Raw genomic sequence first — 10,923 nt, 5'->3', positions numbered from 1 at the left:
ACATGGCCAAAAAAGACTCCTCCCCTCGCCTCGGTCGTGGTCTTGCTGCTCTACTTGGAGATCAAGCGCCTCAACTTGCAAAAGCAACGCGCGCTCAAACAAATTCTTCTCAACATATTAGTTCTTTAGGCATTGACGTCCTTGAACCAAGTCCTTTTCAACCTCGTAAAGATATAAATCCAGAACGCTTAGAAGAACTTGCAACTTCGATTCGCTCACGCGGCATCTTACAGCCTCTTTTGGTCCGCCCAGATCCTCACAATAAAGAACGTTATCAAATTATTGCTGGGGAAAGACGTTGGCGCGCCGCTCAATTAGCTGGGCTGCATAGCGTGCCCGTACATATTCGTGCATTCGATGATACCGATGCTATGGCAGCAGCACTCGTCGAAAATTTACAACGCTCTGACCTTAACCCGATTGAAGAGGCAGAAGGTCTACAACGCTTAGCGACAGATTATACACTTACGCAAGAAGAACTCGCAGGAGCTGTCGGGAAATCCCGTCCCCACATTGCGAATACAATGAGACTTTTAAACCTTCCTTCAGAAATAAGAACACATTTACGACAAGGCACATTAACAGCAGGACATGCACGTGCACTTCTTGCGCATCCTGATCCGATTTCCGCCTCTAAAGTTGTGATTGAACGAGAGCTAAACGTTCGTCAAACAGAGGCCCTTGTTGCAGCCACAACTAAAGAAAAATCTCCTAAAAAAACCACTCGTGACAACGAAATTATACAACTTGAAGCCGATTTATCTTCGCGCTTGGGCTTAAATGTTAAAATTTCTTATAATGGGAAGAAGGGAGGCTCTCTCAAAATCGACTATAAATCACTCGAACAATTTGAAAGCTTAATGCGCCTTCTCCAAAAAAATTAAGTTTTTTGAGAAAAATCAACCAAATTGCTTGCATATAACATCTTTCTTTAGGTATAAGACGTTTGTTAAAAACATGGGCACATAGCTCAGTTGGTAGAGCAGCTGACTCTTAATCAGCGGGTCCAAGGTTCGAGCCCTTGTGTGCCCACCATGTTTTTATTCCATAAAATCAGTTAAATTTTGGCAGCTCATTTACAGCTATTACTCTCCATGCTCCATTTATTCTTTCTATAATTGAAAGAGACAAATTCTGAATTGTAAATCTTAATGCATTTTCAGGATGAATTGACAGAGCATGCGCCAAAGCTGCCCGAATTGCTCCCCCATGAGAAACTATAATGGTATCCTGCCTTTCATTCTCGTCAGCAAGATCCTCTAAAGCATGTCCTACACGGGCATATACATCCAATATACTCTCCCCTCGCGGAGGTTTTTCAGAAGCCGATAATGACCAAAATGGATGAGGAGAACGTTTCAATAAAGCCGTGAATTGATCATGTGGTGTTCCGTGCCAATCTCCAATAGATTGCTCAATAAACCGAGAATCAATCTTAATTTCTTTCTTATTTAAAAAATCTCCTTCCTTTTGGATTTCTTCTGCCGTTCTTATCGCTCTTTTTAAGGGTGAACTATACCAAGTTCCTTTTTTAGGCAGTCTTTGCGCCAAAGACATATAACCATTTTTCTGTTTGAGAATTGCTTTTTCACAAAGCGCAACATCAAGAGCACCATACATTGTTTTACGAGCATTCTCTTCAACAACAGCATGCCTGATCAACCAAAACCGTGTTACATTATCAGGAAGTTGAGGGTCATCAAGAAAATGAACATGGGGAATATTTTTATTTTTTCTCGTCATTTTTTTACGATATATAAATTGTTTATAAAAACAATTACTTATCAAATTTTTTATAAATAGCTTCTTCTTTGATTTTCTATAATTCAGCCACTCTCAACATTATGTGAAATTTAAAGATTCTTTGCATCCCCTACGCAACTCTATAAACTCTTTTTACGATTATAGTAGTTCAGGTTTCGTTCGCGTTATCGATAGGGGAGTTAAAGTGAAAATATTATTAACGGGTGGATGTGGCTTCATAGGTTCAGCTGTTGTCCGTCATATCATCAAAAACACTGAACATTCTGTTCTCAATGTTGATTGCATGACATATGCTGCTTCTGAAGATACCGTCGCAGAAGTCAGTTCTGACCCTCGATACTCCCATGTAAGAGCCAATATTGTAAACGGCGTTGAAATGCAGCGCTTATTTGAAGAGTTTAAACCTGATGCTGTTATGCATCTTGCTGCAGAAAGCCATGTTGACCGTTCGATTGATGGTCCCGGCATTTTCATTCAAACAAATATCGTTGGAACCTATTCCCTTCTCGAAGCGGCTCGTAAATATTGGAACACTCTGAAACCTGAAGAAAAGCAAGCTTTCCGTTTCCACCATATTTCTACGGATGAAGTTTTTGGTCATCTTGAGCCTAATGACCCTCCCTTCACAGAAACAACTCCTTACGATCCTCGCAGTCCTTATTCTGCCTCCAAAGCATCATCCGACCATCTGGTAAGAGCTTGGTACCATACCTATGGTTTCCCTTCATTCGTAACAAACACCACAAACAACTACGGTATATGGCACTTTCCTGAAAAGCTAATCCCTCTTGTCACGATCAATGCCATCGAAGGAAAAGAACTTCCTGTTTACGGTAAGGGAGAGAATATTCGCGACTGGCTCTTCGTTGAGGACCATGCCGAGGCACTCGTAAAAGCAGTAGAAGTTGGAAAACCAGGCGAAACATATGCCATTGGTGCACGCCAACCTCGCACCAACCTTGAGGTTGTTAAGAAAATTTGTGCCGTTCTTGATGAGTTATCACCAGACCCTGCTGGATCTCGTGAACGTCTCATACGTTTTGTAAACGACCGCCCAGGTCACGACTTCAGATATGAAATTGACCCTTCACATGCTGAAAAAGAATTAGATTGGAAAGCAAAACACAACTTTGAGGATGGCATCAGAAAAACCGTTCAATGGTATCTTGATAATCGCTCATGGTGGGAAGGCATCCGATCCAAACGTTATACAGGACAAAGATTAGGAACAAAGGCATGAGCACAATTGAAACCAAGCCAATGAAAGGCATCATTTTAGCAGGGGGTTCAGGCACACGCCTTTACCCCATGACGCTTGCTTCATCAAAGCAACTGTTGCCTGTCTATGATAAACCAATGATCTATTATCCTCTTTCCACGCTTATGTTAGCGGGAATTAAGGACATTATGATCATCACAACCCCTCATGATATGCCCCAATTCCAAAGGCTCTTAGGGGATGGGTCACAATTCGGCGTCACATTCGAATATCGTATTCAGCCCTCTCCTGATGGGTTAGCACAAGCCTTCCTTATCGCTGAAGATTGGCTTGATAATTCTCCTTGCGCTCTTGCCTTGGGTGATAACCTGATTTTCTCTGATCACCTTGGGGTATTACTGCGTGCAGCAGCAAACCGCCCTGAAGGAGCGACGGTTTTCGCTTATCAGGTTCGTGATCCTGAGCGTTATGGCGTTGTTTCTTTTGATGAAAGCGGCAAAGCTCTTGAAATTATTGAAAAGCCAGAAAACCCACAATCAAACTGGGCGGTAACTGGCCTTTATTTCTACGATCATCGAGTTGTTGAGTTTGCAAAAAAAGTAAAGCCTAGCCCTCGTGGAGAGCTTGAAATTACCGACCTCAACCAGATGTATCTTCAAGAACAAACATTGCACGTTGATCGTCTGAGCCGAGGATGTGCATGGTTGGACGCAGGTATGCCTGATAGCTTGATGCAAGCCAGTAGCTTTGTTCAAACCATTCAATCCCGTCAAGGTATGCTAGTTGGCTCTCCAGCTGAAGTTGCTTTCCGTAATAAATTCATTACAGCAGACCAGCTTCGTCAGCATGCTAAAAAAATGGCGAAAACTGAACTGGGTCGTCTTTTACTCGAGCTTGCAGATCATGGAGTCTAAAGGCAGCCGAAACTAATCCTTTTAGCTAAACCCTATCACAAAAGAGAGAACTCAACATGAAAGCTGAACGCCTCGCAATTCCAGATGTAATCCTTGTTACGCCTCCCCGTTTTTCTGATAATCGTGGTTTTTTTTCTGAAACATATAATTTTGATGCCATGTCAGAAGCAGGTATCAAACTGCCTTTCGTGCAAGATAATCAAAGCCTTTCCCGTCAAAAAGGCGTTGTCCGTGGATTACATTGCCAACTAGCCCCTTATGAACAAGGAAAACTGGTCCGTGTTACCCGTGGAGCCATATGGGATGTTGCTGTCGATGCACGAACAGGCTCACCAACTTATGGTAAATGGGTTGCGGCCGAACTTTCTGCTGAAAATTGGTCTCAATTATGGGTTCCTCCTGGCTTCTTGCATGGCTTCGTCACCTTAGAAGAAGACACAGAAGTTCAATATAAATGCACATCTCTTTATAACAAAGCCTCTGAACGAGCCGTTATTTGGAATTCTCCTGAACTGAAGATTGATTGGCCTATTTCTGAGAGTGAAGCTGTTTTATCCGATAAGGATAAAGTTGCTCCTCATTTCTCTGAAGCTAAAGGCTGGTTTTAATATAAATAAGAGAGAATTATCATGTCTAAAGAAATAAAACGTATTCTCGTTACGGGTGGAAATGGCCAGCTTGCTTTATCACTTGCACACTTAGGTGGCGATCATATTATCCGTGTCGGCCGTCCTGAATTTGATTTTGATAAGCCTGAAACCATCTCTGATGTTGTCAAAAAATATAATCCAGATGCTATTGTAAATGCAGCAGCTTGGACTGCGGTTGATTTAGCAGAAACAGAGAAAGAAGGAGCCGATAGAGCCAATAATACGGGCCCTACCCTTCTGGCAAAAATATCAGCAGAACTAGATATCCCTTTTATCCATGTTTCAACAGATTACGTTTTTTCTGGTGATAAAGGTTCTCCTTATACTGAGACAGATCCTACATCTCCGCAAACAGTCTATGGTAGCACCAAGGCAACTGGAGAGCAGGCTGTTCTAGCTCAACATAATAAAAGTATCATTTTACGGACAGCTTGGGTTTACTCTGCTCATGGTAAAAACTTTGTAAAAACAATGATTAATGCAGGTGCAAAAAACCCTGCTTTAAAAGTTGTTGGGGATCAAAGTGGAAACCCAACCAGTTCAGATGATCTTGCTAAAGCTATTTTGGATATTTTAAACAAAATTAGCAAAGAGGGTTGGAAAGACAATTATAAAGGCATTTACCATGCAACAGGTAGCGGAGATGCCACTTGGTATGAACTTGCTGTAAAAGCTTTAAAAGAAGCGGAAAAACATGGACAAGCTTTACCAGAAATTACCGCTATTAAAACAGAAGACTGGCCTACTCCAGCTAAACGCCCTAAAGACTCACGCCTTGATAACAGTAAACTAGAAAAAACGTTCAATGTCCGTTTACCAAATTGGCATGAAAGTGTAGAAAAGACTGTTCAATCTCTCTTTTCGTAATAGAAAGAGTTGTTTTTAGTTTAAGGCCGTTATGTTTTCTTCCCCATCCAGCAGCAAACGCTGGGCTCATCATACACAGAAAGGGGAAGAAACTGATTTTTTGTCAGAAAAAGTAGCTATACTTTTATCATTATATAATGGTGAAAAATATCTACATGAACAGTTAAATAGTATTGTAAATCAAACCTATCAAAATTGGGTAATTTTTTGGCGAGACGATCAATCTACAGACCAGTCTAAATTTATTATAGAATCTTTTTCTAAGAAATATGGTAAAGATAAATGTATTGAAATTAGCGATATAAAAGACCGGCTTGGCGTTGCTAATTCATATCTACATCTTTTAAAGGCAATTCCATCTACACCATTTATTGCTTTTTGTGATCAAGATGATGTTTGGCACCCACAAAAGCTCGAGTGGGCTATTACAAAAATAAAATCTCTTCATTCAAAAAAACCAACATTATATTGCGCTCGGCAGTATTTAACTAATAGTAATCTAGATATAATTTCTCTTTCTTTTTCTTTAAAAAAGAAACCTTCTTTTTCTGCATCTTTAACACAAAATATAGCAACAGGTCATACGATCGTTATTAATACTACAGCGCGTGATATTATTAACTTACTCCCCTCTCCTCCTTCTGTTTTACATGATTGGTGGAGTTATATTCTTGTTTCCTACTTTGATGGAAATATCATTTTCGATGATAAATTTGTTAGTCACTATAGACAACATAATAATAATGCAATCGGTGCAAGAAGTTCTATCTTACAAAGAGGTATAAAAGCTTTACAGAGAGGACCAAAAATATTCATGAATATTTTTAATAAAAATATTCATGTCCTGTTATTCTCTGGCTTAAACACTCCTATCAAAAACAAAAAAATACTTTATAGTATTCACTCATCAAATAGTTTTTTTCAAAAAATAATTATTTTGTTAAAAAACAATGAATTAAGACGACAAACAATTTATGAAAATATAATATTTTTTATTTGGTTTTTATTATCAAAAAAATAATATCACTATATTTCCCTTTTATATCCTAAAAACATTCTATATAATGCTTCGTAAATTCTGGAGGTTTTATGGAACAAGATGAAGCTATTTTAGCAACAACTAAAGACGTGCCTGTCATTACTTTGAAAGCATTAATCATAATGAACCTATTAATGGCTTTATTTATTGCTTTTATCTCGTGGACTATTTCTACGATGAACCATTAAAAATCTTATTCCAAGCCATAGCAAAACAATAAAATATAACAGCACCTATTCCTATCCAAAAGGAACTAGGTATATCTGTTATCCAGGACAGAATTAAACCACTCCAAGATAGAACTAAAGAAAGTATTATAGAAAATATTATCCCTGCCAGGGGGGCTAGATTTAACCGTAATGCAGTAGCAGAAGGTCCAATCATCAAACTAAATGCCAATAACATTCCTGCTATTTCTGAGCATGCAGCACACGCCAAAGCTGTAATGCACATAAAGCCAAGAGAGGCATAATTAACAGGAACTCCTCGCGCTAAAGCCACCTGAGGAGAAAGGCTTAAAAATAATAAAGGCCTTGCTAAAAATAAAAGACTTAAAAGACATATAATCATTACCATCATTAATAGAAAAAGCGTTTGGGTATCAATTCCTAGTATATCCCCAAAAAGTAATGCTGTAGCTATAGATGATGAACTATTAGCCGCATGAAGAAACCACGTTCCTACCCCTAGACTGGCAGCTAATACCAGTCCAATAGCATTATCCCTTTGCACCGGTATTCTTCTATCACTTTTACTTTCTACACCCATTGCTAAACCAGCAATTAACGTAAAAATAATCATCCCATAAAAAGGAGATATACTCATCCAAACAGCAGCAGCAGCGCCACTGAAGCCAACATGCGACAAAGCGTGAGCAGCAAACGTTTGCCGTCTAAGTGATAAAAACCAACCTACTGGACCCGATATTATTGAAACAAGCGCACACCCTATAAAAGCATGCCGCATAAATTCATATTCGAACATGTAATTGTCCTTTTTCTAACTCAACTACATGATCTACTATTCCATCTAGACTTCTTGTTTCATGAGAGGTCATTAAAATGGATAACGATAATTTTTTTACCAATTTCAATAATAACAAAACTATCTCATCTTGAGATTTATGGTCTAACCCAGAGAATGGTTCATCCAAAATTAACCACTTAGGTTCTCCTGTAAGCGCCAAAGCTAAACCTACTCTTTGCCTTTCCCCTCCTGACAAAAAACCAAGAGGACGTTTTGCAAAACCTAATGAATTAGTCATATGCAAAAAATGCTCTGCTTTTTTTCTTTTACTTTTAAAGTTAATAGGAAACCCCCATTTAGTTCCATCAATTCCTGAAGCAACATGGTTAATAGCAGGAATCATCAAAGCATCATCATTCAAACTTTGAGGCATATATCCTACGGATTTTCTACTATCCTTTGGGTTATTACCTGCAAATAATATATTCCCTTTTTGTAACGAGGTTAAACCTAAACACGCCCTTAAAATAGTTGATTTACCCGCGCCATTTTCTCCTGATAGAAGTATTATTCCTGATAAGGGGAGATCCAAAGACGTATCTTTCAAGATCACTTTATTCCCTCTATATAAAGAAACAGACTGAAATGATAAAACTTCAGGCATGCTCATTCATTACTTTCTGTATCGATTCTAGTATAGAAAATACCCATTCTTGCCAGGATAAACCCTTTGGTAAAGTCTCTCCTATTTCAATAAAAGGAATAGATCTATTTTGTGCATAAGAAGTTATTCTTGTAATTTCAGTTGATTGGATCGATGGATTAACAACAAGAAATTTTATATCTCTTTTATCAAAAGATTTTTCCATTTCAGCTATTTCTTTGGGAGAGGGTTCTCTATGAGAAAGAGTTGATAAAGAAAACTCTTTATCAATAATATTAAACCTTAAATTTTCTAGTAAATCAGACCCTATAGGCTCTATCATCGCTATTTTTTTTCCAGAAGATATTTTTTTTATTTCTTTTATTTTTTGATCAATTTTATCTAAACTTAACAAAAATAAATTATATTCTTTATTTTCCTCATTTTTAAAAAATTTATCTTTTATATAAAATGAGAATTTTCTCACATTATCTATATTTAAAAACAAATGCTGATTATCTTGAGGTTTCCATCCCACTATATCTGCAACTCTAACTACACGTGATTCAGAGGAAAATCCCTTAACCCAATCATCGTAAGCTGCCCCATTTATAATGAACACAGAAGCAGATGATATTTCACGTATCATGGATGGAGTAGGAATTATTTCATGAGGATCAATAGTAGGGGAAGAAATTAAAGACCTCGTTTCTACCTCCTCTCCTCCTATCTGCTTTACAATATCACACCATGCAGCCTCAACACACACAACCGAAAGAGGCTTTGCCCAAGCAGGCTGAACACTCAAAGCAAGCAATCCAGTCAAAACAAAGATCTGGAAATAGCGCATGAATGTCCCCTTCTTTAATAAAAAAAGATGTTATAAAATAACAATTATACTCTGGCTATCCTCTTTTGCCTCGAGAACGCACATAACTTTGTGCAGCTGCAGCTATAACTTTTCTTTGGTATAAAATATTTAAAATTGGGGTCTGCGAATGATAGTCCCCTATCGCTTTTAATAAATTACCATGCTCTCTTTTTAAAGCCATTCTTAAAATCATAGCAGCTGTTTCAATATTAAAACACGGATTAAGAGCTAATTGCGTTGCAATTTGTGCAGGATACGCATGTAATTGAGCTGATATAGGAAGAATCCACCTCGAATTAATTTGCATTAAACCAATATCAACAGACCCATCACTATTATGACTAACATGCCCCATTTGTCCGCCCTCTACCTTTTGAATAGCAGGAAGAACTCCCGGCGGAATATGATAATGTATGGAAGCAGCCAACATACAGGCCATAATATTAGAGGCCACACTCACCTGCGCTTATTTTAAAAAATCTATTCCTTATTAAATAACATACCGTTATAATATCTTCTACTCTGATTATTTTTTACATAAAATGAAACTTTATTGATATGACAATAGAAACATCCGCAACATTATTACTTGATGCTCTCAATATTCCCTATAAAACTCATGTCTATGAGTATAATCCCTCTGTCGAGAAATTAGGAATAGCAGCTGCAGCTGCTCTAAATCATTCTCCTGACCATGTTCTTAAAACTCTGATGATAAAAGTAGATCAACATCCAGCCTGTGTTGTTTTACCAGCAAATAAAGAAGTTGATTTTAAACGTGTCGCACAAATTTTTGGTGGGAAAAAAGCCAAAATGATGCAGCGTGAAGATGTCCAAAAATTAACAGGCTATCAAATTGGTGGTGTTAGCCCTTTTGGACAAAAAAGATCTGTTCCTACGGCTTTTGAAAAAAGCATTATGGGCGGCTCCCCTCTTATTATCAATGGAGGGAAACAAGGATTTTTATTGGAAATAAACTCTAATGATGCAGTAATCGTAACGAATGCTATTCAAGAGAATTTCATAAAATAACATCTTAAATATTAATCTCTGGTGGAGCCAATCGGGATCGAACCGACGACCTCTTGAATGCCATTCAAGCGCTCTACCAACTGAGCTATGGCCCCACTTTGACCTGTTCAGAAGAACAGATAACAAGCCTATATAAGGATGCCTTCTGACTTACAAGAGTTAATCTTATGATATTAAGATTTTTTCTTTTCTTAAAACTTCAAAAAGCCCCATCCTAGGAAGACCGAGTATAGAATCATAATGCCCTTCTATTGAGGAAAAGAGCTGTATCCCTGGACCTTCAAGTCGATAGGCTCCTACAGAAGAAAGAATTTTTTCTTTTTCCACATCAAGATAAGTATCTAAAAAATTATCTGTGAACCTTCTCATTTTCAACTTTGGTTTTTCTATATGTTCCCAAATTTTTTTCTTCCCCTGATATAAAACCACTGCTGTATGCAAAAAATGTGTTTTTCCTCTTAATTTGATTAAATGGTCACGCGCTTCTTTCATATTGCGTGGTTTTGAAAAAATCTCACCGTCTAAATCTAAGATTTGATCAGCTCCTATAATATAAGATCCTGCTGGAGAATAATGAGCAGCTAATAAAGCTTTTCTGCGAGCAAGCTCTAAAGCTGTCTCTGCTAATGAAAAACCTGCTGCCATACATTTTTCTTTCACGGCTTCTTCATCAAGATCAACAGGCTTCGTGTAAAAAGATAAACCGCTCTCTTCGAGCAAAGCACGCCGAATCTGAGAGCCACTTGCTAGATATAAAGAAATATTCGTAGCAGTCATTTTAACGAATCCAGAAGTTATGAAGAATCAGATATAAAAAATTCAGCAATAAAAAGGTAGAATGATTGTGTCAGTACTGGGGTACATGGGGATAGTACTAAGGAGAGAAAAAACAGTACCGAGTACCGTGGATTATTTGGTACGCTTCTAATTTTTGTGGGTTGTACACAGAGCTTCTGTG

Annotated in this window: 13 protein-coding genes and 2 tRNA genes; 8 read left to right on the top strand and 7 right to left on the bottom strand. The window is 38.0% G+C overall.

The features are described 5' to 3' along the window. Positions 1 to 2 precede the first annotated feature (2 nt). Positions 3 to 884, top strand: a complete 882-nt coding sequence (locus E3D00_RS04490; RefSeq protein WP_141460323.1) for a ParB/RepB/Spo0J family partition protein — start codon at positions 3 to 5, stop codon at positions 882 to 884. Positions 885 to 959: 75 nt separating this feature from the next. Then, positions 960 to 1,035: transfer RNA gene (locus E3D00_RS04485), tRNA-Lys, on the top strand. 18 nt (positions 1,036 to 1,053) lie between these two features. On the opposite strand, the gene E3D00_RS04480 is transcribed toward E3D00_RS04485, so the two are convergent. Beyond that, positions 1,054 to 1,743, bottom strand: a complete 690-nt coding sequence (locus E3D00_RS04480) for a histidine phosphatase family protein (protein WP_141460321.1) — start codon at positions 1,741 to 1,743, stop codon at positions 1,054 to 1,056. A gap of 205 nt (positions 1,744 to 1,948) precedes the next feature. On the opposite strand from E3D00_RS04480, the gene rfbB reads away from it, so the two are divergent. The 5 genes from rfbB to E3D00_RS04455 are packed head-to-tail and all read left to right on the top strand — an operon-like array spanning position 1,949 to position 6,435. Beyond that, on the top strand, positions 1,949 to 3,004 hold the full coding sequence (rfbB, locus tag E3D00_RS04475; protein ID WP_141460319.1) for a dTDP-glucose 4,6-dehydratase: 1,056 nt from the start codon (positions 1,949 to 1,951) through the stop codon (positions 3,002 to 3,004). A gap of 20 nt (positions 3,005 to 3,024) precedes the next feature. Beyond that, positions 3,025 to 3,897, top strand: coding sequence for a glucose-1-phosphate thymidylyltransferase RfbA (rfbA, locus tag E3D00_RS04470; RefSeq protein WP_181442009.1), 873 nt, complete (start codon positions 3,025 to 3,027; stop codon positions 3,895 to 3,897). A 56-nt stretch (positions 3,898 to 3,953) separates the two neighbouring features. Then, positions 3,954 to 4,505, top strand: a complete 552-nt coding sequence (gene rfbC / locus E3D00_RS04465; protein WP_141460315.1) for a dTDP-4-dehydrorhamnose 3,5-epimerase — start codon at positions 3,954 to 3,956, stop codon at positions 4,503 to 4,505. A 21-nt stretch (positions 4,506 to 4,526) separates the two neighbouring features. After that, positions 4,527 to 5,414 (top strand): dTDP-4-dehydrorhamnose reductase, encoded by an 888-nt coding sequence (gene rfbD / locus E3D00_RS04460; RefSeq protein WP_141460313.1) that lies wholly within the window; start codon positions 4,527 to 4,529, stop codon positions 5,412 to 5,414. A 31-nt stretch (positions 5,415 to 5,445) separates the two neighbouring features. After that, the gene (locus tag E3D00_RS04455) at positions 5,446 to 6,435 is read left to right on the top strand and encodes a glycosyltransferase family 2 protein (protein ID WP_141460311.1); all 990 of its coding nucleotides are present in this window, start codon (positions 5,446 to 5,448) and stop codon (positions 6,433 to 6,435) included. A 189-nt stretch (positions 6,436 to 6,624) separates the two neighbouring features. Here the strand turns inward: E3D00_RS04455 and E3D00_RS04450 are convergent, their stop codons facing one another. The 4 genes from E3D00_RS04450 to E3D00_RS04435 are packed head-to-tail and all read right to left on the bottom strand — an operon-like array spanning position 6,625 to position 9,387. Continuing rightward, the gene (locus E3D00_RS04450; protein WP_141460309.1) at positions 6,625 to 7,437 is read right to left on the bottom strand and encodes a metal ABC transporter permease; all 813 of its coding nucleotides are present in this window, start codon (positions 7,435 to 7,437) and stop codon (positions 6,625 to 6,627) included. Next, positions 7,424 to 8,083: an ATP-binding cassette domain-containing protein gene (locus E3D00_RS04445; RefSeq protein WP_246091500.1), complete on the bottom strand. Its 660-nt coding sequence runs from the start codon at positions 8,081 to 8,083 to the stop codon at positions 7,424 to 7,426. Before E3D00_RS04445 ends, E3D00_RS04450 begins: the two co-directional genes overlap by 14 nt. Beyond that, on the bottom strand, positions 8,076 to 8,912 hold the full coding sequence (locus tag E3D00_RS04440; protein ID WP_141460305.1) for a metal ABC transporter solute-binding protein, Zn/Mn family: 837 nt from the start codon (positions 8,910 to 8,912) through the stop codon (positions 8,076 to 8,078). Before E3D00_RS04440 ends, E3D00_RS04445 begins: the two co-directional genes overlap by 8 nt. Positions 8,913 to 8,967: 55 nt before the next feature. Then, complete coding sequence (locus tag E3D00_RS04435; protein WP_246091499.1) at positions 8,968 to 9,387, bottom strand: lytic transglycosylase domain-containing protein; 420 nt, start codon at positions 9,385 to 9,387, stop codon at positions 8,968 to 8,970. 104 nt (positions 9,388 to 9,491) lie between these two features. Between E3D00_RS04435 and E3D00_RS04430 the strand changes: the two genes are divergently transcribed. Further along, a complete protein-coding gene (locus tag E3D00_RS04430) occupies positions 9,492 to 9,965 on the top strand; it encodes an aminoacyl-tRNA deacylase (protein WP_141460303.1) in 474 nt (157 codons plus the stop codon). 19 nt (positions 9,966 to 9,984) lie between these two features. Here E3D00_RS04430 and E3D00_RS04425 read toward each other — a convergent pair. Continuing rightward, a tRNA-Ala gene (locus tag E3D00_RS04425) sits at positions 9,985 to 10,060 on the bottom strand. 70 nt (positions 10,061 to 10,130) lie between these two features. Then, complete coding sequence (locus E3D00_RS04420; RefSeq protein ID WP_141460301.1) at positions 10,131 to 10,742, bottom strand: Maf family protein; 612 nt, start codon at positions 10,740 to 10,742, stop codon at positions 10,131 to 10,133. Between the last annotated feature and the right edge of the window lie 181 nt (positions 10,743 to 10,923).

It is taken from the genome of Swingsia samuiensis, assembly GCF_006542355.1.
In the GTDB taxonomy this organism is placed as follows: domain Bacteria; phylum Pseudomonadota; class Alphaproteobacteria; order Acetobacterales; family Acetobacteraceae; genus Gluconobacter; species Gluconobacter samuiensis.
The sequence above is the reverse complement of the archived record's forward strand: the minus strand, read 5'-3'. Positions and strand labels throughout refer to the sequence as shown.

What these genes read in the sequence shown, in the direction of transcription:
- E3D00_RS04420 (WP_141460301.1), bottom strand. Translation starts at nt 10,742, where the DNA reads ATGACTGCTACGAATATTTCTTTATATCTAGCAAGTGGCTCTCAGATT.
- E3D00_RS04440 (WP_141460305.1), bottom strand. Translation starts at nt 8,912, where the DNA reads ATGCGCTATTTCCAGATCTTTGTTTTGACTGGATTGCTTGCTTTGAGT.
- rfbC (WP_141460315.1), top strand. Translation starts at nt 3,954, where the DNA reads ATGAAAGCTGAACGCCTCGCAATTCCAGATGTAATCCTTGTTACGCCT.
- E3D00_RS04430 (WP_141460303.1), top strand. Translation starts at nt 9,492, where the DNA reads ATGACAATAGAAACATCCGCAACATTATTACTTGATGCTCTCAATATT.
- E3D00_RS04480 (WP_141460321.1), bottom strand. Translation starts at nt 1,743, where the DNA reads ATGACGAGAAAAAATAAAAATATTCCCCATGTTCATTTTCTTGATGAC.
- E3D00_RS04450 (WP_141460309.1), bottom strand. Translation starts at nt 7,437, where the DNA reads ATGTTCGAATATGAATTTATGCGGCATGCTTTTATAGGGTGTGCGCTT.
- E3D00_RS04445 (WP_246091500.1), bottom strand. Translation starts at nt 8,083, where the DNA reads ATGCCTGAAGTTTTATCATTTCAGTCTGTTTCTTTATATAGAGGGAAT.
- rfbD (WP_141460313.1), top strand. Translation starts at nt 4,527, where the DNA reads ATGTCTAAAGAAATAAAACGTATTCTCGTTACGGGTGGAAATGGCCAG.
- E3D00_RS04490 (WP_141460323.1), top strand. Translation starts at nt 3, where the DNA reads ATGGCCAAAAAAGACTCCTCCCCTCGCCTCGGTCGTGGTCTTGCTGCT.
- E3D00_RS04455 (WP_141460311.1), top strand. Translation starts at nt 5,446, where the DNA reads ATGTTTTCTTCCCCATCCAGCAGCAAACGCTGGGCTCATCATACACAG.
- rfbA (WP_181442009.1), top strand. Translation starts at nt 3,025, where the DNA reads ATGAAAGGCATCATTTTAGCAGGGGGTTCAGGCACACGCCTTTACCCC.